At 59.9% G+C, this 26,197-nt stretch carries 18 protein-coding genes; 10 read left to right on the top strand and 8 right to left on the bottom strand.

Features of this window, described 5'->3' with window-relative positions; genetic code table 11:
* The first annotated feature begins 149 nt into the window (after positions 1 to 149).
* Complete coding sequence (locus QMK54_RS14205; RefSeq protein ID WP_223591898.1) at positions 150 to 1,013, top strand: universal stress protein; 864 nt, start codon at positions 150 to 152, stop codon at positions 1,011 to 1,013.
* A gap of 147 nt (positions 1,014 to 1,160) precedes the next feature.
* Here the strand turns inward: QMK54_RS14205 and QMK54_RS14200 are convergent, their stop codons facing one another.
* Positions 1,161 to 1,631, bottom strand: coding sequence for a DUF1289 domain-containing protein (locus QMK54_RS14200; protein WP_056727706.1), 471 nt, complete (start codon positions 1,629 to 1,631; stop codon positions 1,161 to 1,163).
* 457 nt (positions 1,632 to 2,088) lie between these two features.
* On the opposite strand from QMK54_RS14200, the gene acnB reads away from it, so the two are divergent.
* On the top strand, positions 2,089 to 4,689 hold the full coding sequence (gene acnB, locus QMK54_RS14195; RefSeq protein WP_320402911.1) for a bifunctional aconitate hydratase 2/2-methylisocitrate dehydratase: 2,601 nt from the start codon (positions 2,089 to 2,091) through the stop codon (positions 4,687 to 4,689).
* A 220-nt stretch (positions 4,690 to 4,909) separates the two neighbouring features.
* Here acnB and QMK54_RS14190 read toward each other — a convergent pair whose 3' ends face one another.
* Positions 4,910 to 6,562: a SulP family inorganic anion transporter gene (locus QMK54_RS14190; RefSeq protein WP_223591867.1), complete on the bottom strand. Its 1,653-nt coding sequence runs from the start codon at positions 6,560 to 6,562 to the stop codon at positions 4,910 to 4,912.
* Between the two features lie 94 nt (positions 6,563 to 6,656).
* Complete coding sequence (locus tag QMK54_RS14185) at positions 6,657 to 7,937, bottom strand: serine/threonine transporter (RefSeq protein WP_223591859.1); 1,281 nt, start codon at positions 7,935 to 7,937, stop codon at positions 6,657 to 6,659.
* A gap of 362 nt (positions 7,938 to 8,299) precedes the next feature.
* Here QMK54_RS14185 and QMK54_RS14180 point away from each other — a divergent pair, with 362 nt between their 5' ends.
* The 5 genes from QMK54_RS14180 to QMK54_RS14160 all read left to right on the top strand — a co-directional run bounded on the left by QMK54_RS14180 (position 8,300) and on the right by QMK54_RS14160 (position 13,465).
* Positions 8,300 to 8,683, top strand: a complete 384-nt coding sequence (locus tag QMK54_RS14180) for a tautomerase family protein (protein ID WP_110662100.1) — start codon at positions 8,300 to 8,302, stop codon at positions 8,681 to 8,683.
* Between the two features lie 28 nt (positions 8,684 to 8,711).
* Complete coding sequence (locus QMK54_RS14175; RefSeq protein ID WP_320402753.1) at positions 8,712 to 9,311, top strand: TetR/AcrR family transcriptional regulator; 600 nt, start codon at positions 8,712 to 8,714, stop codon at positions 9,309 to 9,311.
* 1,062 nt (positions 9,312 to 10,373) lie between these two features.
* Positions 10,374 to 11,339 carry a 2-hydroxyacid dehydrogenase gene (locus QMK54_RS14170; RefSeq protein WP_110659639.1) on the top strand — a complete coding sequence of 322 codons (966 nt, stop codon included), beginning with the start codon at positions 10,374 to 10,376 and terminating at the stop codon, positions 11,337 to 11,339.
* Between the two features lie 144 nt (positions 11,340 to 11,483).
* The gene (locus QMK54_RS14165; RefSeq protein ID WP_110659640.1) at positions 11,484 to 12,551 is read left to right on the top strand and encodes a phosphotransferase family protein; all 1,068 of its coding nucleotides are present in this window, start codon (positions 11,484 to 11,486) and stop codon (positions 12,549 to 12,551) included.
* Between the two features lie 146 nt (positions 12,552 to 12,697).
* On the top strand, positions 12,698 to 13,465 hold the full coding sequence (locus QMK54_RS14160) for an SDR family oxidoreductase (protein ID WP_007976320.1): 768 nt from the start codon (positions 12,698 to 12,700) through the stop codon (positions 13,463 to 13,465).
* Between the two features lie 278 nt (positions 13,466 to 13,743).
* Here the strand turns inward: QMK54_RS14160 and QMK54_RS14155 are convergent, their stop codons facing one another.
* From QMK54_RS14155 to QMK54_RS14135, 5 genes are all read right to left on the bottom strand, one after another.
* A complete protein-coding gene (locus QMK54_RS14155; protein ID WP_320402752.1) occupies positions 13,744 to 15,744 on the bottom strand; it encodes a hypothetical protein in 2,001 nt (666 codons plus the stop codon).
* A 583-nt stretch (positions 15,745 to 16,327) separates the two neighbouring features.
* Positions 16,328 to 16,579 (bottom strand): DUF1652 domain-containing protein, encoded by a 252-nt coding sequence (locus QMK54_RS14150; RefSeq protein ID WP_110659641.1) that lies wholly within the window; start codon positions 16,577 to 16,579, stop codon positions 16,328 to 16,330.
* Between the two features lie 181 nt (positions 16,580 to 16,760).
* Positions 16,761 to 18,257 (bottom strand): helix-turn-helix transcriptional regulator, encoded by a 1,497-nt coding sequence (locus QMK54_RS14145; RefSeq protein ID WP_110659642.1) that lies wholly within the window; start codon positions 18,255 to 18,257, stop codon positions 16,761 to 16,763.
* Between the two features lie 182 nt (positions 18,258 to 18,439).
* A complete protein-coding gene (locus QMK54_RS14140) occupies positions 18,440 to 19,723 on the bottom strand; it encodes a Zn-dependent hydrolase (protein WP_223594760.1) in 1,284 nt (427 codons plus the stop codon).
* Between the two features lie 141 nt (positions 19,724 to 19,864).
* Positions 19,865 to 21,349, bottom strand: coding sequence for an NCS1 family nucleobase:cation symporter-1 (locus QMK54_RS14135; RefSeq protein ID WP_320402751.1), 1,485 nt, complete (start codon positions 21,347 to 21,349; stop codon positions 19,865 to 19,867).
* A 539-nt stretch (positions 21,350 to 21,888) separates the two neighbouring features.
* Here QMK54_RS14135 and hydA point away from each other — a divergent pair.
* From hydA to preA, 3 genes are all read left to right on the top strand, one after another.
* Positions 21,889 to 23,328, top strand: coding sequence for a dihydropyrimidinase (gene hydA, locus QMK54_RS14130; RefSeq protein ID WP_110659646.1), 1,440 nt, complete (start codon positions 21,889 to 21,891; stop codon positions 23,326 to 23,328).
* A 156-nt stretch (positions 23,329 to 23,484) separates the two neighbouring features.
* Positions 23,485 to 24,852, top strand: coding sequence for an NAD(P)-dependent oxidoreductase (locus QMK54_RS14125; protein WP_320402750.1), 1,368 nt, complete (start codon positions 23,485 to 23,487; stop codon positions 24,850 to 24,852).
* Positions 24,853 to 26,127: an NAD-dependent dihydropyrimidine dehydrogenase subunit PreA gene (gene preA, locus QMK54_RS14120; protein WP_110662019.1), complete on the top strand. Its 1,275-nt coding sequence runs from the start codon at positions 24,853 to 24,855 to the stop codon at positions 26,125 to 26,127.
* Positions 26,128 to 26,197: the final 70 nt, after the last annotated feature.

Raw genomic sequence — 26,197 nt, 5'->3', positions numbered from 1 at the left:
AAATAGGTTCAAAACGAAGGGCGCCGATTATACCGGCCTGCCCGCAGACCACCAGTCGCCAACCGTTGATATGCATCAAGTCACCGAATCGTCGGCAGCAACTATAGTTGTGCAACGCCGTGCCTTTTCATTTTCAGGAGATAGCGATCATGCAAGCCGTACGCAGCATTCTGGTGGTCATCGAACCCGAACACTCCGAAAGCCTGGCGCTCAAACGGGCGAAGCTGATCGCCGGTGTGACCCAGGCCCAGTTGCATCTGCTGGTGTGCGACCCCAAGCATGATCACAGCGCCATGTTGGGTGTGCTCAAGGCCGCTTTGCTGGAAGACGGTTACAACGTCACCACCGAGCAGGCCTGGAACCAGAGCCTGCATCAAACCATCATCGATGTGCAGCAAGCCGAAGGCTGTGGTCTTGTGGTGAAGCAGCACTTTCCCGACAGCGCACTGAAAAAGGCCCTGCTGACACCCGAGGACTGGAAATTGCTGCGCGAATGCCCTTCCCCGGTACTGTTGGTGAAAACCGCTGGCTCATGGAAAGACAAAGTGATCCTGGCAGCTGTCGACGTGGGCAACGCCGACGGCGAACATCGCCACCTGCACGACACCATCATCGATCATGGCTATGACATTGCAACCCTGGCCAAGGCGCACTTGCACGTGATCAGCGCCCACCCGTCGCCGATGCTGTCGTCGGCCGACCCGACGTTTCAACTCAGCGAAACCATCCAGGCGCGCTACCGCGAGCAATGCAAGTCGTTCCAGGCTGAATTCGACATCGACGATGAACACCTGCACATCGAGGAAGGCCCGGCGGACGTGTTGATTCCGTTCATGGTGCACAAACTGCAGGCGGCGGTGACGGTGATCGGTACCGTGGCGCGTAGCGGGTTGTCAGGGGCGTTGATCGGTAATACGGCGGAAGTGGTGCTTGATGCGGTGGAGAGCGATGTACTGGTGCTCAAGCCGCAGGAGATCGAGGATCATCTGGAGGAAATGGCCGTCAAGCGTTGAGGCCGAACATGCTTTTGTGGCGAGGGGGCTTGCCCCCGTTGGGTCGCGAAGCGGCCCCCTGCATTCCGGCAGATGTACTGTGCCAGCTCAATTTGCGACGGCTGCGCCGCCGAGCGGGAGCAAGCTCCCTCGCCACAGTTCGGTGGCTCAGCCGCCGAAGGCGTCCTTGAGGAACCCCGGCGCAATGTAGCGCTGGTAATGCGCCTCGGAGAGCAGGAAAAATTCCCGATCAATGGCATCGCGCAATTCCGGCAGGTTCCACTCGCGAAACTCCGGCAGCAACACCATCCCGTAAGCTTCCAGATTATTGATCACCCGCGCGCCCCGGGCGATCAACTGGTAGGCCCAGCAATATTCCGACTGATGGGGCACGAAACGGATCTTGCGCTGTTCCAGTTGCATTCGCAGCAATGCCGGGTCGAAAATTTCCACCTTGGCGGCCATCACCTGGGACAGCAACTGCTCGAGACGCAGCCATACCGCGCGCTTTTCTTCCTCGTTGTAACCGTTCCAGTGGATCACTTCATGGTGGAAACGCTTGCAGCCACGGCACACCAGGTCACCGTAAACAGTGGAGCAAAGGCCGACGCACGGCGTCTTGATGGTCTGATTGGGCATAGGTAGGCAAAAACGCGAAAAGCAGAACAGGCCGGCATGTTAGCCCTTTGTCCGATATTCATCACCCCTCAAAGTCAAAGGGTTAAGGTCAATGGCACCTTGCTGGCCGCCTCCACCAAAGTCCAATAAAACCTGACTTACCTTAATTTTTTTTTTGCCGTAGAATCAGCCTGCCTTTTTAGGCGCCAATGTCCGTTAGAAGCTGTTTTCAAAGCGTCACGAGCACAGTCGTTCCTTCAGAGCGGTGTTGGCGATGGGTTTTTCCAGCGGGGAAAAGCCCAACGCCAACCCTCATCAGCTCCCGTTCTGCAGGCGTAAAACTTTGAAAGCAGCTTCTGTAAGGAATTGTCGGTAATTCTGGCTAAGTGGCTCACAACGCCATGCAGCGCATGAGTACGGCAATTTCGGGATGAGCGTCCCGGACACCCATTTGGGACCACTGATGAGGGTAATAACTGTGCTTGAAGCCTACCGCAAACATATCGAAGAGCGCGCAGCACTGGGTATCGTTCCCCAGCCGCTAAACGCCGAACAAACTGCAGGCCTGGTCGAGCTGCTGAAAAATCCCCCGGCTGGCGAAGAAGCATTCCTCGTTGACCTGATCACCAATCGCGTTCCGCCAGGCGTGGACGAAGCAGCCTATGTAAAGGCCGGCTTCCTGTCCGCCCTCGCCAAAGGCGAAGCCAAATCCCCCCTGATCGACAAGAAGCGCGCTGTTGAACTGCTCGGCACCATGCAGGGCGGCTACAACATCGTGACGCTGGTCAACCTGCTGGACGACGCCGAACTGGCTCCGGTAGCTGCCGAAGAACTCAAGCACACCCTGCTGATGTTCGATGCCTTCCACGACGTGGCTGAAAAAGCCAAGAACGGCAACGTTCACGCCAAAGGCGTCCTGCAATCCTGGGCGGACGGCGAGTGGTTCGTGAAGCGCCCGACCCTGGCCGACAAAATCAGCCTGCGCGTGTTCAAGGTCACCGGCGAAACCAACACCGACGACCTGTCCCCTGCTCCTGATGCCTGGTCCCGCCCGGACATCCCGCTGCACGCCCTGGCCATGCTGAAAATGGCTCGCGACGGCATCGTGCCTGACGCACAAGGCGTCACCGGTCCGATGAAGCAGATCGAAGAGATGCGCAACGCCGGCTTCCCGATCGCCTACGTCGGTGACGTGGTCGGTACCGGTTCTTCGCGTAAATCGGCCACCAACTCGGTGCTGTGGTTCTTCGGTGACGACGTTCCTTACGTGCCGAACAAGCGCGCCGGCGGTTTCTGCTTCGGCAGCAAAATCGCTCCGATCTTCTACAACACCATGGAAGATGCTGGCGCACTGCCAATCGAATTCGACGTTTCCAACATGCACATGGGCGACGTGATCGACCTGTACCCGCATGCTGGCAAAGTCTGCAAGCACGGCACCGACGAAGTCCTGACCACCTTCGAAATGAAGACCCCGGTCCTGTTGGACGAAGTACGTGCCGGCGGCCGTATCCCGCTGATCATCGGCCGTGGCCTGACCGAGAAGGCTCGCACCGAGCTGGGCCTGGCACCTTCGGACCTGTTCAAGAAGCCTGAAGCACCGGCTGAAAGCACCAAGGGTTTCACCCTGGCGCAGAAAATGGTCGGCAAGGCTTGCGGCGTGACCGGCGTTCGTCCGGGCACCTACTGCGAACCGAAGATGACCACCGTGGGTTCCCAGGACACCACCGGTCCCATGACCCGCGACGAACTGAAAGACCTGGCGTGCCTGGGCTTCTCGACCGATCTGGTGATGCAGTCCTTCTGCCACACCGCGGCTTACCCTAAGCCGATCGACGTGACCACCCACCACACCCTGCCTGACTTCATCATGACCCGCGGCGGTGTTTCCCTGCGTCCGGGCGACGGCATCATCCACTCGTGGCTGAACCGCATGCTGCTGCCAGACACCGTCGGTACCGGTGGTGACTCGCACACCCGTTTCCCGATCGGCATCTCGTTCCCGGCCGGTTCCGGCCTGGTCGCGTTCGCCGCTGCCACCGGCGTCATGCCGCTGGACATGCCTGAGTCGATCCTGGTTCGCTTCAAAGGCGAACTGCAGCCAGGCGTCACCCTGCGTGACCTGGTTCACGCCATTCCTTACTACGCGATCCAGGCTGGCCTGCTGACCGTAGAGAAGAAAGGCAAGAAGAACGCCTTCTCCGGTCGCATCCTGGAGATCGAAGGTCTGCCTAAGCTGACCGTCGAGCAAGCCTTCGAACTGTCTGACGCCTCGGCTGAACGTTCGGCTGCCGGTTGCACCATCCAGCTGTCCAAAGAGTCGATTGCCGAGTACCTGCAGTCCAACATCACCCTGCTGCGCTGGATGATCGGCGAAGGCTACGGCGATGCACGTACTCTGGAACGTCGCGCTCAAGCGATGGAAGCCTGGCTGGCCAACCCTGAGCTGCTGCAAGCGGACAAAGACGCTGAATACGCTGAAATCATCGAGATCGACCTGGCCGACATCAAGGAGCCAGTGCTCTGCGCGCCGAACGACCCGGACGACGCTCGCCTGCTCTCCAGCGTTGCTGGCGAGAAGATCGACGAAGTGTTCATCGGTTCGTGCATGACCAACATCGGTCACTTCCGCGCTGCCGGTAAACTGCTGGAACAGGTCAAGGGTCAGTTGCCAACCCGTCTGTGGCTCTCGCCGCCGACCAAGATGGACGCTCACCAGCTGACCGAAGAAGGCTACTACGGCATCTACGGCAAGGCCGGCGCGCGCATGGAAATGCCGGGCTGCTCGCTGTGCATGGGTAACCAGGCACGTGTAGAGCCGAACTCGACCGTTGTGTCGACTTCGACCCGTAACTTCCCGAACCGCCTGGGTGACGGCGCGAACGTCTACCTGGCTTCGGCTGAGCTGGCGTCCGTGGCTTCCATCCTGGGTCGCCTGCCGACCGTCGAGGAGTACATGGAATACGCTGGCAAGATCGACAGCATGGCGGCCGATGTCTACCGCTACCTGTCCTTCGACCAGATCGCCGAGTTCCGTGAAGCCGCTGCGAACGCCAACATCCCGGTCGTTCAAGCCTAACGTTGCAACGCAATGAAAAACGCCGCCCATCGTGAGATGAGCGGCGTTTTTTATGCCTGAAGACTCACCTGTGGGGGAGCTTTTGTGGCGAGGGGGCTTGCCCCCGTTCGGCTGCGTAGCAGTCGTAAATTCGGTCAGCACTGTTTAGTTATGGAAATGCAGGGGCCGCTGCGCGACCCAACGGGGGCAAGCCCCCTCGCCACACAAGCCCTCCCACAAATTATGTGTTCAACCTGAGCGCCTGCTGCACCGCTCCATCCACACTCAACCCACTCAGCACCACCCCGCTTACCGCCACCTGCGGCAACACCGCCAACGCCAATTGTGCGTCGTCCTTGAGACGCGCCAGAATCAGCCGTTTGCCCTCCTGATGCACCCGCACAAAAAACTCCTGCAATGCCTCGATGCTGGTGCCATCCAGATCGGGGGACTCCTCAAGACTGAGAATCACCGTATGAACCGGCGTTTGCGAATGCCGGATCAAGCGCAAGGCAGCGCCAAGAATCCGCTCGACGTTGGCAAAGAACAACGCCTCACCCGGCCGCACAATCAACACGCCCGGCACTGCTTGCGCCGTTGGATGGCGCTGCAAGTCGACAAAATCGCGACCGCCATCGATGCGCCCCAAAATCTGGATATCCGCCGCCGACATCTGCTTGAGCATCAGCAACACACTGATCGCCACTGCCACCAGCAAGCCGTCCAGCACCCCCAGCAGCAACACCGCCCCCACGGCACAGATCACCAGCAAGCGGTCTCGACGCCAGATGAAATAGCGTCCCAGCGGCTGCAGGCTCAAGCCGCGTCCCAGGGCATGGATGACGATGGCGGCGAGGATCGGTTCCGGCGTCAGCGCGATGTAAGGCAGCACCGTCAGCACAATGACCAGCACCACCAGCGCCGCCACGATACCGGCCAGGCGTGAAGTGGCACCCGCCGCCTCATTCGCCGACGTGGCCGAATACCCCGCTCCCGCCGGCATGCCGTGGAACAGGCCGGATAGCAGGTTGGAGGCGCCGAGGGCCAGCAGATCGCGGTTCGAGGTCACGCGATCACCGTGCTTGAGCGCATAGGCACTGATCGAGCCATAAGACTCCGCGTACAGAATCATCACCATGGCGAACGCCAATTCACCCAGACGCAGCCAGTCGGTAAACGGCAATACCGGCAACCTCGGCACCTCCAGGCTCAGGTCGATTACGCCGATCAGCTTCACGTCATAGGCCGGCAGATCCAGCCACTGCCCCGCGGCAATACCGATCACCACCACCAACAATCCACCTGGCAGGCGCCGAAACCGGGCGAACAGCCATAACAAGGCCAGCGCCACCGCCCCGACACCAGCTGCCACCCAGTTCCATTGCGGCAATTGTTCCAGCAGTTGCGGCAGAAAGCGCACCAGGTTGGCATCGGTCAAATGCACGCCAACCACGCTGGCAACCTGTTTGAGAATGATGGTCAGCGCCAGGCCAAAGGCGAAACCACGCAGCACCGGTTTGGCGATGAACGACGTCACGCTGCCGAGCTTGAACAGCCCCGCCAGCAAGAAAAACACCCCGGTCACCAGGACCAGGCCGATAGCCAGGGTCGAGCGAAGCCCGGGATTGCCATTGGCCAGGGTGGCGGTCGCGGCGGCCAGCACGGCGGCGGAGGATGAAGTGGCCGAGACAATCGCAAAGCGGCTGGTGCCGAACACGCCATAACACAACAACCCGGCGAACAAGGCAATGACCCCGGCCTGGGGCGCCAGTGCGGCGATGCTTGAATAAGCGACCGCTTCGGGCAGCAGCAGGCCGGCAATCGACAGACCGGCCAACAGGTCCTGCCAGCGGTTGGGTTGCTCGGTGGGATTTACGTTGGGGGCGCTCGACAATCCGGTGTCTCCAGGCGAAAAAAAGCCGCTGCACGTATCACGTGCAGCGGCCACTGTAGCTGTCAATCCGGCACTGCGCGAGCAGGCCGGTCGATCACGCGGTCAGCGAATAGACCAACGCCGAAATCGCCACCAGGCCCACCGCCGTCACGAAGACGTTGGACGCCTGACCGCGATAGCGCGCCATCGCCGGCACCTTGCGGATGGCGTACATCGGCATCAGGAACAGGATCGCCGCGATCACCGGGCCACCGAGGGTCTCGATCATGCCGAGAATGCTCGGGTTCAGCGTGGCAACGATCCAGCACACTACCAGCATGAACGCAGCGGTCATGCGGTCCAGGGCCTTGGCCGACGGACGCTTGCCGCTCTTGACGATCAGGCCCTTGAGACCTTCGCTGGCACCGATGTAGTGCCCAAGGAACGACTTGGAAATGGCCACGAAGGCTATCAACGGCGCCGCGAAGGCGATGGTCGGATTGCTGAAGTGGTTGGCCAGGTACGACAGGATCGACAGGTTCTGCGCCTTGGCTTCAGCCAGTTGCGCTGGCGACAGGGTCAGCACGCAACTGAAGACGAAGAACAGCACCATCACCACCATCAGCAGGTGGGCGCGAGACAGGATCTGCGAGCTGCGCTCCTCGGCGTGCTCACCGTAGCGACGCTTCTGGTCCACGGCGAACGCCGAGATGATCGGCGAATGGTTGAACGAGAACACCATTACCGGGATCGCCAGCCACAGGGTGTGCAACAGCGCCGAGGGTGCCGGCACGCTGCTGGCGGTGCTCAGGATGCCGCCGTTCCAGTGCGGAACCAGGTACACCGCCAGGAACAGCAGCGCGACGATGAACGGATAGACCATCAGGCTCATGGCCTTGACGATCAGTTGCTCGCCGCAACGCACCACCGCCAGCAGACCAAGGATCAGCACCAGCGACAGCGCGGCGCGCGGTGGCGGCGTGATGTGCAGTTGATGCTCGAGGAAACTGCCCACGGTGTTGGTCAGCGCCACGCTGTAGATCAGCAGGATCGGGAAAATGGCGAAGAAGTACAGCAAGGTGATCAGCGCACCGGCCTTGATGCCGAAATGCTCTTCCACCACTTCAGTGATGTCGGCGCCTTCGCGACCGGACAGCACGAACCGGGTCAGCCCGCGGTGTGCGTAGAACGTCATCGGGAACGCCAGCAACGCCAGGACCAGCAGCGGCCAGAAACCGCCCAGGCCTGCGTTGATCGGCAAAAACAGGGTACCCGCACCAATCGCCGTGCCAAACAGGCCAAGCATCCAGGTGGTGTCTTGGCGATTCCAGCTCGACAGCGTTGCTGGTGTCGCGTCTACATAGCGTTCGTTAACGCTATTGGCCTGATCATTCATCCGGTGGGATCTCCACATTCCGGTCACTTGCCACCCGGCCAGGACGCGTCGGAATACCCGACAGGCAGCGCCCGGCCGAAACAGGGGCGGCATTCTGGGGGATTAGTGAGCAGAAGCAAAGACTTAGGTGAGGAACGGTGGTACCAGGTTGCCGATAAAACCCCTGTAGGAGCTGGCTTGCCAGCGATGGCGACCTCAAGATTACCGCCATGTTCCACGGCCCCATCGCCGGCAAGTCGGCTCCTACAAAGGAATGCGGTGATTGCGGTGCGGGCACTTGATCGCCAAAGAGCAGTTCGCACTTGATAAAGGTCTACCATCATGTATTTTTAACCCACCTGCATTCCTTCTGGAGTCTTCCCATGCCACTGGTTCGCGTCGACATCAAAAAACATCAGGACCCCACCCACGCCAAGCGCATCGGCCAACTGATCTATGCCGCCATGCACAGCACCATCGGCGTGCCGGAAAACGATAACTTCCAGATCCTGAACGAACACGATGAGCAGCATTTCATCTTTGATCCCGGTTACCTGGGCATCGACCGCACCGACCAACTGGTGGTGATCCAGATCACCATGAGCGAAGGCCGGACCATCGAGCAGAAAAAACGTCTCTACAAAACCATCGCTGAAAGCCTTAATGCAGAGCTGGCCGTACGCCTGGAGGACGTTTTCATTAACCTGGTGGAAGTGAAAAAAGAGAACTGGTCGTTCGGCAATGGAATTGCCCAGTACGCCCTCTGATATTCAACCTGCGAACCGAGAGTTACCCATGCCCCGAGTTTCCCGTAAACAAGCCGACCTCAACCGCGAGACTATCGTCGATGCCGCCACGCGGCTGTTTCGCGAACGCGGCTTGCACGGGATCAGCGTGGTCGATGTGATGGCCGCCGCGGGCCTGACCCACGGCGGCTTCTACGGGCACTTCGAATCCAAAGAAGCCCTGGCGCAGGAAGCCAGTGGCCGGGCCTTCGAGCAGGCCGCGCAACGCTGGCAAGCGCGGGTGGCCGGGCATGACAACAAGGACGCCGCTCATCGCGCCGTGGTCGAGCTCTATATGTCCGACGAAAGCCGGGACAATCCGGGCGACGCCTGCCCGGTGGTGGCCTTCGCCGGAGACATGTGCCACGAGGCCGCCGACAGCGGTTTGCGCCAAACCTACCTGCAAGGCCTGAACAACCTGCTCGACTCCCTGGGTACGCTGCTGGACACAGAGGATGCAGCCAGTAAACGGCAGCAGGCGCTGGTGCAGTACTCGTTGATGTTCGGTGCGCTGATGCTGTCCCGGGCCACCCGCGGCGATCCGTTGTCGGACGAGATTCTCGAAGCCGCACGCGCCGCTCTCATGCCCCGCAATCCCGGGAAACTGTAGGAGCCAGCTTGCCGGCGATGGACTCCAACGCGCCGCGTTTATCCAATTCATACGCGTTATCGTTAACGACCATCGCTGGCAAGCCAGCTCCTACAAGGGACCGGGTTCCAGTCGAAATAGTGTGAACACCAAACTGTAGGAGCCGGCTTGCTGGCGATGGACTCAAGTGCGCCGCGTTTATCCAATTCACACGCGTCATCGTTAACGACCATCGCTGGCAAGCCAGCTCCTACAAGGGACTGCGTTCCAGTCGAAATAGTGTGAACGCCAAACTGTAGGAGCCGGCTTGCTGGCGATGGACTCAAGTGCGCCGCGTTTATCCGGTTCATACGCGTCTTCGTTAACGACCATCGCTGGCAAGCCAGCTCCTACAAGGGACCGCGTTCCAGTCGAAATAGTGTGAACGCCAAACTGTAGGAGCCGGCTTGCTGGCGATGGACTCAAGTGCGCCGCGTTTATCCAATTCACACGCGTCTTCGTTAACGACCATCGCTGGCAAGCCAGCTCCTACAAGGGACCGCGTCCGAGTCGAAATGATGTGAACACCAAACTGTAGGAGCCGGCTTGCTGGCGATGGACTCCAGTGCGCCGCGTTTATCCAGGTCACACGCGTTATCGTTCACGACCATCGCTGGCAAGCCAGCTCCTACAAGGGACTGCGTTCCAGTCGAAATAGTGTGAACGCCAAACTGTAGGAGCCGGCTTGCTGGCGATGGACTCCAGTGCGCCGCGTTTATCCTGTCCACACGCGTTATCGTTGACGACCATCGCTGGCAAGCCAGCTCCTACAGGAGACCGCGTACTGGTCGAAATGATGTGAACGCCAAACTGTAGGAGCCGGCTTGCTGGCGATGGACTCCAACGCGCCGCGCTTATCCAGCTCATACGCGTTATCGTTAACGACCATCGCTGGCAAGCCAGCTCCTACAAGGGACGTAAACGCCGCAATAAAGGTCCGCAGGCTCCTACACTGACCGCAGCTGGCGGTTGCCAAGCTATCCTTGAATCAGCAATCTCACATCACGTCCGAGCCGATTTTTCGATGCCCACAGGGAGCCAAGCATGCCTGTAACCGTTCTGGTACTGGTTGAAACCATCAATGATTACCTGCCAATCCTCGAGCATCAGGGCTTTCACCTGATTCTGGCCCCGACGCCCGCCGAGCGCGCCGAAGCCATCGCCCGCCATGCCGGACAGATCGATGCTGTCCTCACCCGCGGCCCATTAGGGTTGTATGCCGATGAAATCGCCGCGCTGCCCAAACTCAGGATCATCTGCGTGATCGGCGCCGGCTATGAACACGTCGACCTGCAGGCCGCCGCCAACCGGGGTATCACCGTCACCAACGGCGCCGGGGTCAACGCCTCGTCCGTCGCCGACCATGCCATGGCGCTGCTGCTGTCGCTGGTGCGCGACGTACCCCGCTGTGATGCCGCCGTACGGCGCGGCGAGTGGCCGAAGATCATGCGCCCTTCCCTCGCCGGCAAACGCCTGGGCATCCTCGGCCTCGGCGCGGTCGGCATGGCCATCGCCAAACGCGCCGGCGCCGGGTTCGACATGAGCATCAGCTACCACAACCGCCAGCATCGCAGCGATGTGCCCTACACGTTCTGCTCGACCCCGACCGAACTGGCGCGCGCCTCGGACTTCCTGGTCGTCGCCACGCCCGGCGGCCTGGGCACCAAGCACCTGATCAATCGCCAGGTGCTCGACGCGTTGGGTCCCAAGGGGTTTATCGTCAACATCGCCCGGGCCAGCGTGATTGCCACCGCTGACCTGATCATCGCCCTGGAGCAACGCCGGATCGCCGGTGCGGCACTGGATGTGTTCGATCACGAACCGCAAGTGCCGGATGCGCTCAAGACCCTGAGCAACGTGATCCTCACGCCGCATGTCGCCGGGCTGTCCCCGGAAGCCACCCAGGGCACCGTCGAACTGGTGGGCAAGAACCTCGTGGCGTTTTTCTCCAATCAACCGGTGCTGACGCCGATCGACTTGCCGCCGACCCTGAGCCAGGTCGCTCACTGACGGTGATTCAAACACCTGTATCAAAAACAATGATTGGCCGGCAACACGCTCACCTATAAGAGCCGTTCGCGGTTGTGGGGGAGCGGTGTGCGCATTAGATTAGCCAATAGTTTCAGGCCTCCAGAATAAGCAGAAGGGATAAGCATGGCGCTTAATGACCAGTCCACCCGTATCCGCACCGGCGAAGAGCTCGATGCGAGCCTGATCGATCCGTACCTCAAGGCCCATATTCCGGGGCTCAGCGGTTTGCCGCAGATCAGCCAGTTTCCGGGCGGCGCTTCAAACCTCACCTACTTGCTGGAATACCCCGAACAGGAATTCGTCCTGCGTCGCCCGCCGTTCGGCCACAAGGCCAAATCCGCCCATGACATGGGCCGTGAATTCCGCATCCTCAATCAACTGCGCGACGGCTTTCCGTACTGCCCGAAAGCCTACGTTCACTGCACCGACGAATCGGTGATCGGTGCCGAGTTCTACGTGATGGAACGGGTCAACGGCATCATCCTGCGCTCGGAACTGCCACCGGAACTCGGGCTGGATTCGGCAAAAACCGAAACCCTGTGCAAGAGCTTCATCGACAAGTTCGTGGAACTGCATCGCGTCGACTACAACGCCTACGGCCTGGGCGACCTGGGTAAACCCGAAGGCTACGTGGCGCGGCAAATCAAAGGCTGGAGCGATCGCTACGAAAAAGCCCTGACCCCCGATGCGCCCCAATGGGAAGCGGTCAAGGCCTGGCTCAACGACAAGATGCCGGCCGACCATCCGACCTCCAGCATCGTGCACAACGACTACCGCTTCGACAACGTCATCCTCGACCCGAACAATCCGATGCAGATCATCGGCGTGCTTGACTGGGAACTGACCACTCTCGGCGATCCGTTGATGGACCTGGGCAACACCCTCGCCTACTGGATCGAAGCCGATGATCCGGCGCCGGTGCAGATGATGCGCCGCCAGCCGAGCCACGCGCCGGGCATGTTGACCCGCCGCGAGTTCGTCGACTACTACGCCGAACGCTCGGGCATCCGCATCGACAATTTCGACTTCTACTACACCTACGGCCTGTTCCGCCTGGCCGGCATCGTGCAGCAGATCTACTACCGCTTCTACCATGGCCAGACCCAGGACAAACGCTTCGCGCAGTTCATTCACATGAACAAGCTGCTGGAGCAGATGAGCTTGCAGGTCATCCAGAAATCCAGCCTCTGACCACGATGCGATCCCCTGTAGGAGCGAGCTTGCTCGCGAAGGTCGTGAACGCTAACGCGCGATTACTGGCCAAACGCAGCAAGTTCGTCCTCACCGAACAGCATTAGCCTCTACCCCAGCATTCGACCGCATAAGAAGGAAATCCCATGTCCAAGACTCAGTTGTTCGACCTCGACGGCAAGATCGCTTTCGTCTCCGGCGCCAGCCGTGGCATCGGTGAAGCCATCGCCAAATTGCTGGCCCAGCAAGGCGCCCACGTGATCGTCTCGAGCCGCAAGCTTGAAGGCTGCCAACACGTCGCCGACGCGATCATCGCTGCCGGCGGCAAAGCCACCGCCATCGCCTGCCACATCGGCGAAATGGAACAGATCAGCCAGGTCTTCGCCGGCATCAAGGAACAGTTCGGCCGCCTCGACATCCTGGTCAACAACGCCGCGACCAACCCGCAGTTCTGCAACGTGCTGGACACCGACCTCAGCGCCTTCCAGAAAACCGTCGACGTGAACATTCGCGGCTACTTCTTCATGTCGGTCGAAGCCGGCAAGCTGATGCGCGAAAACGGTGGCGGCAGCATCATCAACGTCGCCTCGATCAACGGTGTTTCGCCGGGGATCTTCCAGGGCATCTACTCGGTGACCAAGGCGGCGGTGATCAACATGACCAAGGTGTTCGCCAAGGAATGTGCGCAGTTCGGGATCCGTTGCAATGCCTTGCTCCCAGGCCTCACCGACACTAAATTCGCCTCGGCGCTGGTGAAGAATGAGGCAATTCTGAATACCGCTTTGCAGCAGATTCCGCTCAAGCGTGTGGCGGACCCGAGTGAGATGGCGGGGGCGGTGCTTTACCTCGCCAGCGATGCTTCGAGCTACACCACGGGTGTTTCGCTGAATGTGGATGGTGGCTTCCTGTCCTGATTCTGGTTCCGAATGAAAAAAAGGCAGCCGATCAGGGAGATAGGCTGCCTTTAGTTCACACTGTTACCACCGGTCGCTCGGCAATCAAATCACTTTGGCCTGCTAACAAACTCAACCTACTCCGCTGCCGGATAGCAAACTGACTTTATTACCAGCTAATGGGCTATCCGCTTTAGGAACTAATGTAACTGTGCGCTTTGAACTACTAAGACAGGGAACTTCATTATTGGATACATCAACGCCATCAATTTAACGACAGCCTCATCCGACAGATTGTTCTAAATCAACTTGCTGACCGCAATTTTCAATGGATTAATCACTCCCCCCGCCCCTACCACAGAAATCTGGAAGGTGCCGCTTCTGTTATATCCGGTCACCTGCCAACGCCAATTGGGTCCTCCTATCCCTCCAAATGGCGGTGCACTTTGAATATCGCCCTGGGATAGCCCCTGTAAGAGCTGACAAGTCAACGTAATATTGTGTCCAGCGATCGGACTGCCCCGCTTAGGAACCAGCGTAACTTCCTGAGCCTGCCCCTTTATGAATACATTTCCACTGTCAGGCACACTTTGCCCATCAATCTTCACCTCAACTTCATCCCTCAGATCGCCCGATACCAATTTGCTGACGGTCAAGGTAATCGGTGTGGTCATGCCCTTACCCACCAATGCCAGTTGGAACGTTCCGCTATGTACCCTCCCCAATACTGCCCAGCTATAGGTGGTTTGCTCACTACCAAAGGCCGGTACACTCACCACGCTGCCGGCACTGAGACCGCTTTTGATTTCCCAAGTCAACGTGACCGGAAGGCCGTCCAACGGGCTGTTGGGCTTGGGGGTCAACGTCACTATTCGACCATGATCCCGATAAAACCAATTGCCCTCGGTGGGCACGGCGGCGCCGGCAATTTTCACATCTGCCTCATCCGCCAGGTTGCTCGACAGCAACTTGCTGACAGCCAGGGTAATCGGTGTGGTCATGCCCTTGCCCGACAAGGCCAATTGGAAGGTGCCGCTCTTGGTGTTCCCGGTCACTGCCCAGCTATGGGTAGTTGGCTCACTGCCGAAGGCCGGTGCACTCACCACATTGGCGATATCGAGGCCACTTTTGATTGCGCAGGTCAGGGTAACTGGAAGGCCGGCCAGCGGGCTGTTGGGTTTGGGGGTTAGCGTCACCGTTTGCGGTTTGCCCCGGTAAAACCAATTGCCCCCGGCGGGCACGGCGACGCCGTCAATCTTCACGTCTGCCTCATCCGCCAGGTTGTTCGAAAGCAACTTGCTGATCGCAATTTTTATTGGAGTAGACATTCCCTGCCCTACCACAGAAATTTCGAAGGTGCCGCTTCTGGTATATCCAGTCAACTGCCACTTCCAGTTTGTAACTCCTCCCCCCCCAAATGGCGGTGCACTTCGTATATCGCCTTGGAATAGCCCCTGTAACACCTTATAAGTCAGCGTAATATTGTGTCCGGCGATCGGACTGCCTGGCTTAGGGATCAACGTAACTTCCTGAGCCTGCCCCCTTATGAATACATTTCCACTGGCAGGCACACTTTGCCCACCAATCTTTACCTCAACCTCATCCGCCAGGTTACTCGACAGCAACTTGCTGACAGCCAAGGTAATCGGTGTGGTCATGCCTTTACCCGCCACCGCCAACTGGAAGGTGCCACTTCTGGTTGCCCCGGTTACTGCCCAGCTATACGTGGTTTGCTCACGGCCAAAGGGCGGCGCACTCACCACGTCGGAGGTACCGAGGCCGCTTTTGATAGCACAGGTCAGGGTGACTGGAATGCCGGCCAGCGGACTGTTGGGTTTAGGGGTCAACGTCACCGTTTGCGCCGTACCCCGGAAAAACCAATTCCCCCCGGGAGGCACGGCGACGCCGTCAATCTTCACGTCTGCCTCATCCGCCAGGTTGCTCGAGATCACCAGGCTTCGGTGCTCCCACGACTCCACCACTTCCCGGCTGAAAAACACCAGGGAGATACGTCCGCTCTTGCCTGCATCCGGCTTAATCTTCCAATGGAACTTGCCATTGACGGGAGCCAACCAGGCGCCGAATTCCGGCGACGCAACAGGCTCCAATCCGCCATTGCCAGCCAGCCCCAGGTTGAGCTCCCTGGCGATCGCGGGTGGAGCTTCCACTGTCACTTCGCTCTCCTGCCCGCGGAACAAAACGAGTTCCGCCCCCCATTCCACTTTCGTGCCGTTGATAAACAACGTGGCTTGTTCCCAAGGACTTGGTTCTGCGGTTGCAGCTTTTAATTCGGTGGTCATTACGACGTTTCCTTTTCAGCGTTGGACATAAAAAACAGTCCATGAACTATCAGGAAAAATCGATGTGCCGAGAACAACCATAAATGACAGGTAGGCTGGTGAAAAAAGTGTATTTCTCACTAATTTAGGAGTTCCTGATAGCAGCAACTATCAGAAATGACAGAAATAAAGATCATTCAGCATGGCCGCGCCGTTCACCAGCGCGGCCGTCACGCTGGTTTACTGGGTAACACACCGAGTCGTGGTGGTGACTCGGGTCACCTGCCCGTCTTCGCCCCGTACATCGCCCAGGACGTCGGTTTTATCCATGGCCTGGCAAGTGCGTTCAGGAGGGGGTGGAGTGACCGTTGGAGGGGGTGGCGGGCTGGAGCAGCCGCCGAGAATCGCCACGCACAATGCCAGCGACAAAGGTGAGATAACGCGTTTCCCAAGAGTTTTCATAGGTTGACCCGCGATAAGTGATAGACACATTTTTGTGACAACAAAACCTGCGCGCAAAATCCACACACCTGTCACAAAAATAAATATCTGCGAATCATTTATAGCCCAGCCGGTGGCTAATGCCAGCAAAAGCTGGCAATTCTTACATCACCGAGCCTGGGTATTGCAGGGAGTTACTGGCCAGTTCGTAGCGCAATTCGTCGATCAATGCAGCGACTGATTCTGTAGTTTGCAACGTACTCAAGTTCAGACCACTGACCACCAGGTCCACCTGCCCCGAAACCGGGTGATAGAGCTTTACGGTCAGCGAATGATTGCCCGTGATGTCGCATTCGCAAGCCAGGGGTGAAAAACTGCGTTCGATCAGCATCCGCAGCTGTGCCAGCGTGATCATTGCGACGGGGCCTGGCGGGCTGATACATCGTGTAACTGGCTCATGGCGGGCGGTTCCTTTTGCGGATAACGAAGAGCGCATGCAGATGACTCTTGGACACCTGCTGCTCATCCCCAGCCTAAGAGCCGATACGCCAGGTCAACACATGAATTTGCACCCTGCGCATTAGTGCATTTGCACCTTAACGCTGCCCCTTGTGCCGCCACTCGCTTGAAAATAGTCCCCGCTCCCGCGCCCAGACAATTGCCTCGCTGCGACTATGAATATCGAGCTTGGAATACACCGCGGCCACATGGTTGCGCACGGTGTTCGGCGCGAGTTTCAGGCGCGCGGCGACTTCCTTGTCGGCCAGGCCTGCGCAAATCAGGCCCAGTACATCGCGTTCACGGGCCGTCAGGTCGGTGAAAGAGCCGCCAGGCAACTGCGCAGAATTGACGATCTTCACGTTAGCCAGTTTTTCGATCAGCGTGCGGCTGAACCATGAGGCGTCCTTCATCACTTCCTCGATGGCCGACACCAGTTCCAGCTCGGTGCGCCTGCGTTCGGTGATGTCCATCAACACCAGCAGATAACATCGGCGGTCCTGAATGTTCACGGTGCCCGCCGACACCGCGCAATCGATCAGCCCCGCGTCTTTTCTACGCACGCGCACGTCGATGCGATCCAGGCTGGCGGTTTTCTCCAGCGCGGCGAACAGGCGGATGCGCGCGTTTTTGTCGTCGATGAAATCGATCTGCGCAATGCTGATCCCAAGCACCTCTTCACTGGAATAACCCAGGGTATCGAGGAACGCATCGTTGACATCCAACACCAGATGATCAGCTGCGCCGCATATCAGTATCGGCACCGGAGACAGGCGAAAGGCCTTGGCAAAGCGTTCCTCGCTCTGGCGCAGGGCGATTTCAGCTTTGTGCCGGGGCTCCACGTCGACGAATGAAAACAACATGCAGGCCTCGTCGTTGAGCTCCAGCGGTTGGCCGGCCACGATCACTTGCTTGCTGCCGCCATCGGGCAAGCGCAACTCGGCCTCCATCTGTGGAATGGTCGCCCTTTCGCGCAGGCGCTGTTTGGCCAGTTCCCGGTTTTCCACCTGTTCCAGCACGTCCAGTTCATAGGCCGAAGCGCCGATCACCTGGTCACGTGCATAACCGGTCATTTCGAGGAAGCCGGGATTGACCTTGATGTAGCGCAGATCACTGAGGCGGCAGATCACCGCCGGTGCCGGGTTGGCGGCGAAGGTTTTCTCGAAGCGCTGCTCAGCGCTGGCCCAGTCGGTGACATCGTCCATGATCAGCACCAGCGATTCCGGCTCGCCACGGCTATCGGCCAATATCAGGCTGCGCACACGATGGACCCAGGTGCGCTCTGCGTCCGCTGCCGACGTCAATTCCACCAGCACATCGCCGAACGTCTCGCCCCGGCCCACCCGGTTGATCGGGTAGCTGTCGACCGGCACCACATGATTGTTGCGATAGCGCAGTGTGAAGCGTTTGGTATACGCCTCGGCGTTGGCCCCCAGATCACTGACCTGTTCGACGCCATGCATCGTCAGCGCCGCCTCGTTGGCCCACAGGATGCTCTGGTCGGGGTCGAGCAGAATCACCCCATCGGACAGGCCGGCGATGATCTGCTGCAACTGGCGACGATTGGTTTCCGTGGTCAGGACGTCCTGGCTCATCACGCCTCCACAAGTGTTTTGCCCCTGTGAAGAGTACGACCGCAGGAGTGCCCGATCGTGCGAAGGACCTGTGGGAGCGGGCTTGCTCGCGAAGGCGGTGTATCAGTCAACATCGATGTTGAATGTAGCGCCGTCATCGCGAGCAAGCTCGCTCCTACAGGGAGCAGCGGACGTCACCGGGTTCAAGCCGCCAACTCGCCCTTGGCAACTGCCGCCGAAGCCGCCAGCATCGCCCGCAACAACACTGCACACCCGGCCGCCAGGTCGTCGGGCGCGGCGTTTTCGATTTCGTTGTGGCTGATGCCGCCTTCGCACGGCACGAAGATCATCCCGGCCGGGCCGAGTTCGGCGAGGAAGATCGCGTCATGCCCTGCTCCGCTGACGATGTCCATGTGCGACAGCCCCAGGCCCTGGGCGGCGCCGCGCACGGCTTCGACGCAGCCCTTGTCGAAGTACAGTGGCGGGAAGTCGGCGGTTGGCGTGAGCTCGAAGGTCAGGCCGTGTTCGTCGCAGGTGGTTTCGATGACTTCACGTACTTCGGCGATCATCGAGTCCAGGCGTGCCGGTTCCAGATGGCGGAAGTCCAGGGTCATGCGCACTTCGCCGGGGATGACGTTGCGCGAGCCCGGATAGGCTTGCAGGCAACCGACGGTGCCGCAGGCGTGGGGTTGATGGCTGAGGGCAGCGCGGTTGAGCGCTCCGACGATCACCGCGGCGCCAACCAGGGCGTCCTTGCGCAAGTGCATCGGGGTTGGGCCGGCGTGGGCTTCGACGCCGCGCAGTTTCAGATCGAACCATTTCTGTCCGAGAGCGCCCATCACCACGCCTATGGTCTTGCGTTCGTCTTCCAGGATCGGGCCTTGCTCGATGTGGGCTTCAAAATAGGCGCCGACTTTGTGGCCGCTGACTTTGCGCGGGCCGGCATAGCCAATGGCATTCAGCGCTTCACCCACAGTCACGCCATCGGCATCGACCTTGGCCAGGGTTTCCTCGAGGGTGAATTTTTCTGCGAACACGCCGGAGCCCATCATGCATGGGGCGAAGCGCGAGCCTTCTTCGTTGGTCCAGACCACCACTTCCAGCGGCGCTTCGGTTTCGATGTTGAGGTCATTGAGGGTGCGCAGCACTTCGACGCCGGCCAACACACCGAAGCAACCATCGAACTTGCCGCCGGTGGGCTGGGTGTCGATGTGGCTGCCGGTCATCACCGGAGGCAGGTCGGGATTGCGCCCGGGGCGACGGGCGAAGATATTGCCGACGGCGTCGATGCTGACGCTGCATCCGGCATCCGTACACCATTTGACGAAGATGTCCCGGGCCTGGCGGTCGAGGTCGGTCAAGGCCAGGCGACATACCCCGCCCTTGACCGTGGCGCCGAGCCTGGCCAGCTCCATGAGCGATTGCCACAGGCGGTCGCGGTTGATGTGCTGATGGCTGGACTGCAGAACGTCTACGACCGCGTTCATGATGATCTCCTCAGGCTGTTCTTGTGTGTTTCTTCAGGCAATTGGTTGGTGTCTGTGAGGCCGCCTTCGCGAGCAAGCCCGCTCCCACATTTGGAATGCATTCCCCTGTGGGAGCGGGCTTGCTCGCGAAGAGGCCATCAGCTACACCGCAGATTTCGCGACAGATGGGTTGGGCCGCATCACACTCAACCCGTAATAAATAACCCCACCCAGCGCCGAGCCGGTAAACCAGCCATAGCTGTAGAACCAGCTGAACGCATCGCTGCCCAGGGACAGCAGCGTCAACGCCACTGGCACGCCGAAAGCAATGAACCCGCACCAGTTCCACGCCGGGTACACGTCATCGCGGTACAAGCCGGCAAGGTCCAGTTGTTGTTTCTTGATCAGGAAATAGTCCACCACCATGATCCCGGCGATCGGCCCCAGCAGGCTGGAATAGCCGAGCAGCCAGTTGGAATAGACGGTTTCCAGACTGACGTCAGAGACAATCAGGCCGAGTTTTTTCAGCAGCTCATGGGCCATCAATGCCAACCCGACAAACCCGGTGAGCAATACTGCCTTGGTACGGTTGATCGCCTTGGGCGCGATGTTCTGGAAGTCATTGGTCGGCGACACGATGTTGGCGGCGGTATTGGTCGACAGCGTGGCGATGATGATCAGCGCCATCGCCAGTGCGACCCAGACCGGGCTCTGGATATGACCGATCAGGGTCACCGGATCGGACACCGTCACCCCCACCAGTTTCACCGACGCCGCGGTCATCACCACGCCGAGGGAGGCGAACAGGAACATGGTCAGCGGCAGGCCGATTATCTGCCCGACGATCTGGTCCTTCTGGCTTTTTGCGTAGCGACTGAAGTCCGGAATGTTCAGTGACAGCGTGGCCCAGAAGCCGACCATCGCCGTCAGCCCGGCCGCGAAGTAGCTGGCCACGCCGGCGCCTTCGGGACGCTTGGCCGGGATTGCCAGCAGTTCGCTCATCGATACGTTGGGCACGGCCCAGACCAGCAGGCCTACGCCCACCAGCACCAACAGTGGCGCCGACAGGGTTTCCAGCCATTTGATCGACTCGGCGCCACGAATCACCACCCACAGGTTCAGCGCCCAGAACACCATGAAGCCGATGACCTCGCCGGTGCCCCCCAGGGATTTCCAGCCCTCGAACACCGAGCCGAGGAACAGGTGAATCGCCAGCCCGCCGAACATGGTCTGGATGCCGAACCAGCCACACGCCACCAGGGCACGGATCAGGCACGGGATGTTGGAACCGAGCACGCCGAAGGACGAGCGCAGCAACACCGGAAAGGGAATGCCGTACTTGGTACCGGGGAAGGCGTTAAGTGTCAGGGGAATCAGCACGATGATGTTGGCGAACAGAATCGCCAGCAGCGCCTCGCCGACGGTCAGGCCGAAGTACGCGGTCAGCACGCCGCCGAGGGTGTAGGTCGGCACGCAGATCGCCATGCCCACCCACAATGCGGTGATGTGCCACTTGTTCCAGGTGCGTTCGTGCACCTTGGTCGGTGCAATATCGTGGTTGTAACGGGGACTGTCGAGGACATCGCTGCCGGCTTCCAGCTCAACCAAGCCGTCGCGCTCGGTCACTTGCGATCTGATCTGTTGCATGGCCGCTCCACTGTTCTTTTGATTATTGTTGCTCATCAGGGGTCGGCGACTTCAATAAACGTGCCGAGTACCCCGACTACGCATCGGGCAGTTCCATAAACACATTGCAACCAACTGATGTTCATCAGGTTTATTCGCTGACTCGACTATTTGTCAGGCCACTCAGGCCGAATGCCAGGCAAGTTGTCGAAACAGTCAGGACTCAATCTGGTGCGTTGATCTTTTTTCAATGGCCGCGCATCAACCATAGACCATACTCAAACAGCTGATTTCACATAAGAAATCTTGACCATTTTGAGATCCTGTCAAGTGCGTCAAAATGGTGAACGGCCTCACCATTTTGGTGACTTACTATTTTATTACTTAAATATCAAATACTTAATTGCTGAATAAGCTTATAAAAAATATTCTTGCCGATTCGGATAAGTGCAGCTAGCGTTTAATCTTGACAGCGTTGACAGGATTAATTCTGCGCCGGTTGTCTCGAATAAAACATCTAGAACCGGCACAAGCCGGTCATTGCCTGCGAGGAACTCGGAATGTCTCTGTTGATCCGTGGCGCCACCGTTGTTACCCATGATGAAAGTTATCGCGCCGATGTGTATTGCGCAGACGGCGTGATCAAGGCCATCGGCGAAAACCTCGATGTTCCCGCAGAGGCCGAAGTGCTCGACGGCAGCGGCCAATACCTGATGCCCGGCGGCATCGACCCGCACACTCACATGCAACTGCCGTTCATGGGCACGGTGGCCAGCGAAGACTTCTACAGTGGCACGGCGGCGGGGCTGGCTGGCGGCACCACCTCGATCATCGACTTTGTGATTCCCAATCCGCAGCAATCCTTGATGGAAGCCTTCCATCAATGGCGCGGCTGGGCCGAGAAGTCGGCATCGGACTACGGTTTTCATGTCGCCATCACCTGGTGGAGCGAGCAGGTTCGCGAAGAAATGGCCGAGTTGGTCAGCCAGCACGGCGTCAACAGCTTCAAGCACTTCATGGCCTACAAGAACGCGATCATGGCCGCCGATGACACCCTGGTGGCGAGTTTCGAACGCTGCCTGGAACTGGGCGCGGTGCCGACCGTGCACGCGGAAAACGGTGAGCTGGTGTATCACCTGCAGCGCAAGCTGATGGCCCAGGGCATGACCGGGCCGGAGGCGCACCCCCTGTCGCGCCCTTCACAGGTTGAAGGCGAGGCTGCGAGCCGGGCGATCCGCATCGCCGAGACCCTGGGTACGCCGCTGTATCTGGTGCACGTCTCGACCAAGGAAGCCCTGGACGAAATCACCTACGCCCGGGCCAAAGGCCAACCGGTGTACGGTGAAGTGCTGGCCGGCCACCTGCTGCTGGACGACAGCGTCTACCGCGATCCGGACTGGCAGACCGCCGCCGGTTATGTGATGAGCCCGCCGTTTCGTCCTCGCGGCCATCAGGAGGCGCTCTGGCATGGCCTGCAATCGGGCAACCTGCACACCACCGCCACCGACCACTGCTGCTTCTGCGCCGAGCAAAAAGCCGCTGGCCGCGACGACTTCAGCAAGATCCCCAACGGCACCGCCGGCATCGAAGACCGCATGGCCGTGTTGTGGGATGAAGGGGTGAACAGCGGACGCTTTTCGATGCAGCAATTCGTTGCGCTGACGTCCACCAACACCGCGAAGATCTTCAACCTCTACCCACGCAAAGGCGCAATCCGCGTCGGTGCCGATGCCGACTTGGTCCTGTGGGACCCGCAAGGCACGCGGACCATTTCCGCCAAGACCCACCATCAGCAGGTGGACTTCAACATCTTCGAAGGCAAGACCGTGCGCGGCGTACCCAGCCACACCATCAGCCAGGGCCGCGTGGTCTGGGCCGACGGCGACCTGCGGGCCGAACGCGGGGCCGGGCGCTACATCGAACGGCCGGCGTACCCGGCGGTGTTTGATTTGCTGAGCAAGCGGGCTGAGTTGCACAAGCCGGTTGCTGTGAAACGCTGAAATCGAGGCCTTCGGCCTTCGCGAGCAAGCCCGCTCCCACAGGGGAACGCATTCCAAATGTGGGAGCGGGCTTGCTCGCGAAGAGGCCCGCACAGACAACACAAAAAACAATGCCCATTCAGAGGCAGCACCTCAAATAACCGTGAGGCCAAAACCGTGATCAAGACCCTGGACCACCTCCCGCATCCCCAAGAGAATGCGGCCGCCCTCGCCGGCCACTTCACCGACCTGGCGCCGCCGCTCAACGAGCGCCAGGCCCATCTCGAAGCCTCGCGCTGCCTGTACTGCTACGACGCGCCCTGTGTGAATGCCTGTCCGAGCGAAATCGACATTCCCTCGTTCATTCGCAACATTGCGCAGGACAATGTGCAAGGCGCCGCGCAGAAGATCCTCTCGGCCAACATCCTCGGCGGCAGTTGCGCCCGGGTTTGCCCGACAGAAGTCCTTTGCCAGCAAGCCTGCGTGCGCAACAACGCCCATGAATGTGCGCCAGTCATGATCGGCCTGTTGCAACGCTACGCCGTCGACAATGCGCATTTCAGCACTCACCCCTTCCAGCGCGCTGCCGCCACCGGCAAGCGCATTGCCGTGGTGGGCGCCGGTCCAGCCGGTTTGTCCTGTGCCCACCGCAGCGCCATGCACGGGCATGACGTGGTGATTTTCGAAGCGCGGGAAAAGGCCGGCGGCCTCAATGAGTACGGGATCGCCAAATACAAACTGGTGGATGACTACGCGCAACGGGAGCTTGAGTTCCTGCTGGAAATCGGCGGAATCGAAATCCGTCACGGGCAGAAGCTCGGGGACAACCTGACCCTCAGTGAACTGCATCAACAGTTCGACGCGGTGTTCCTCGGACTCGGGCTCAACGCCAGCAAACAACTGGGCCTGGCCCACGAAGACGCGCCAGGCTTGCTCGCCGCCACCGACTACATCCGCGAACTGCGCCAGGCCGAAGACCTGACCCAACTGCCCCTGGCCGACCACTGCATCGTCCTCGGCGCAGGCAACACCGCCATCGACATGGCCGTGCAAATGGCCCGCCTGGGCGCCCGTGACGTGAATCTGGTGTATCGGCGCGGGACCGAAGAAATGGGCGCCACCCATCACGAACAGGAGATCGCCAAGGCCAATCAGGTACGGCTGATGACCTGGGCGCAACCGGAAGAAGTGCTGCTCGACGACCACGGTCGCGTGCGCGGCATGCGCTTCACCCGCACCCATCTGCTCGAAGGTCGCCTGCAAAGCACCGGCGAAACCTTCGAACTGGCCGCCGATGCGATCTTCAAGGCCATCGGCCAGGCCTTCGACGGCAGCTCCCTCGCCGATCCGCTGGCCCGTGAACTCAAGCGCCAGGGCGAGCGCATCGAGGTCGATGAACAGCTGCGCACCAGCATCCCCGGCGTGTATGCCGGCGGCGACTGCACCAGCCTCGATCAGGACCTCACCGTGCAAGCGGTGCAACACGGCAAGCGCGCTGCCGAGGCGATCAACGCGCAACTGATGCTCAACGTGGAGGCTGCATAAATGGCCGATCTGTCGATTGTCTTCGCTGGCATCAAAAGCCCCAACCCGTTCTGGCTGGCCTCCGCGCCGCCTACCGACAAGGCCTACAACGTGGTCCGCGCCTTCGAGGCCGGCTGGGGCGGCGTGGTCTGGAAAACCCTGGGGGAAGACCCGGCGGCGGTCAACGTGTCGTCGCGTTATTCGGCGCACTTCGGGGCTAACCGGGAGGTGCTCGGCTTCAACAACATCGAGCTGATCACCGACCGTTCGCTGGAGATCAACCTGCGGGAAATTACCCAGGTGAAAAAGGACTGGCCGGACCGCGCGCTGATCGTGTCCCTGATGGTGCCCTGCGTCGAAGAGTCATGGAAACACATCCTGCCGCTGGTGGAGGCCACCGGCGCCGACGGTATCGAGTTGAATTTCGGTTGCCCCCACGGCATGCCGGAACGCGGCATGGGCGCGGCAGTCGGCCAGGTGCCGGAATACGTTGAACAGGTCACCCGCTGGTGCAAGACGTATTGCTCGCTGCCGGTGATCGTCAAGCTCACGCCGAACATCACCGACATCCGCGTCGCCGCCCGCGCGGCCCATCGTGGCGGCGCCGATGCGGTGTCGTTGATCAACACCATCAACTCGATCACCAGCGTCAACCTCGAACGCATGGTCGCCAACCCCATGGTCGGCAGCCAAAGCACCCATGGCGGTTATTGCGGTTCGGCGGTCAAGCCGATTGCCTTGAACATGGTCGCCGAAATCGCCCGTGATCCACAGACCCGGGGCCTGCCCATCAGCGGCATCGGTGGCATCGGCAACTGGCGCGACGCCGCGGAATTCATTGCATTGGGCTGCGGTTCGGTGCAGGTGTGCACGGCGGCAATGCTGCATGGCTTCCGGATTGTCGAGGACATGAAGGACGGTTTGTCACGCTGGATGGACAGTCAGGGCTACGCCAGTATCTCGGAGTTTTCCGGCCGCGCGGTGGCCAACACCACGGACTGGAAGTACCTGGACATCAACTACCAGGTGATCGCGAAAATCGATCAGGAGGCTTGCATCGGTTGTGGGCGTTGCCATATCGCCTGTGAGGACACTTCGCACCAGGCCGTGGCCAGCCTCAAGCAGGCGGACGGCACGCACAAGTATCAAGTGATCGATGAGGAGTGTGTGGGCTGCAACCTGTGCCAGATCACCTGCCCGGTGCAGGACTGTATCGAGATGGTGCCGGTGGAGACCGGCAAGCCGTTTCTGGACTGGAATCATGATCCGAGGAATCCTTATCACGTCAGTCCTTGAAATCTGCGGCGCCTGATCTGGCGCCTTCGCGAGCAAGCCCGCTCCCACATTTGGAATGCATTCCAATGTG

The organism is Pseudomonas sp. P5_109 (assembly GCF_034009455.1).
Taxonomy (GTDB): Bacteria; Pseudomonadota; Gammaproteobacteria; order Pseudomonadales; family Pseudomonadaceae; genus Aquipseudomonas.
Note: the sequence above shows the minus strand (reverse complement) of the source record. Positions and strands in the feature narration are given on the sequence as shown.

What these genes read in the sequence shown, in the direction of transcription:
- QMK54_RS14200 (WP_056727706.1), bottom strand. Translation starts at nt 1,631, where the DNA reads ATGCCCAATCAGACCATCAAGACGCCGTGCGTCGGCCTTTGCTCCACT.
- QMK54_RS14135 (WP_320402751.1), bottom strand. Translation starts at nt 21,349, where the DNA reads ATGCAACAGATCAGATCGCAAGTGACCGAGCGCGACGGCTTGGTTGAG.
- QMK54_RS14170 (WP_110659639.1), top strand. Translation starts at nt 10,374, where the DNA reads ATGCCTGTAACCGTTCTGGTACTGGTTGAAACCATCAATGATTACCTG.
- QMK54_RS14150 (WP_110659641.1), bottom strand. Translation starts at nt 16,579, where the DNA reads ATGATCACGCTGGCACAGCTGCGGATGCTGATCGAACGCAGTTTTTCA.
- QMK54_RS14175 (WP_320402753.1), top strand. Translation starts at nt 8,712, where the DNA reads ATGCCCCGAGTTTCCCGTAAACAAGCCGACCTCAACCGCGAGACTATC.
- QMK54_RS14160 (WP_007976320.1), top strand. Translation starts at nt 12,698, where the DNA reads ATGTCCAAGACTCAGTTGTTCGACCTCGACGGCAAGATCGCTTTCGTC.
- QMK54_RS14180 (WP_110662100.1), top strand. Translation starts at nt 8,300, where the DNA reads ATGCCACTGGTTCGCGTCGACATCAAAAAACATCAGGACCCCACCCAC.
- preA (WP_110662019.1), top strand. Translation starts at nt 24,853, where the DNA reads ATGGCCGATCTGTCGATTGTCTTCGCTGGCATCAAAAGCCCCAACCCG.
- QMK54_RS14205 (WP_223591898.1), top strand. Translation starts at nt 150, where the DNA reads ATGCAAGCCGTACGCAGCATTCTGGTGGTCATCGAACCCGAACACTCC.
- QMK54_RS14185 (WP_223591859.1), bottom strand. Translation starts at nt 7,937, where the DNA reads ATGAATGATCAGGCCAATAGCGTTAACGAACGCTATGTAGACGCGACA.
- QMK54_RS14145 (WP_110659642.1), bottom strand. Translation starts at nt 18,257, where the DNA reads ATGAGCCAGGACGTCCTGACCACGGAAACCAATCGTCGCCAGTTGCAG.
- hydA (WP_110659646.1), top strand. Translation starts at nt 21,889, where the DNA reads ATGTCTCTGTTGATCCGTGGCGCCACCGTTGTTACCCATGATGAAAGT.
- QMK54_RS14140 (WP_223594760.1), bottom strand. Translation starts at nt 19,723, where the DNA reads ATGAACGCGGTCGTAGACGTTCTGCAGTCCAGCCATCAGCACATCAAC.
- QMK54_RS14155 (WP_320402752.1), bottom strand. Translation starts at nt 15,744, where the DNA reads ATGACCACCGAATTAAAAGCTGCAACCGCAGAACCAAGTCCTTGGGAA.
- QMK54_RS14165 (WP_110659640.1), top strand. Translation starts at nt 11,484, where the DNA reads ATGGCGCTTAATGACCAGTCCACCCGTATCCGCACCGGCGAAGAGCTC.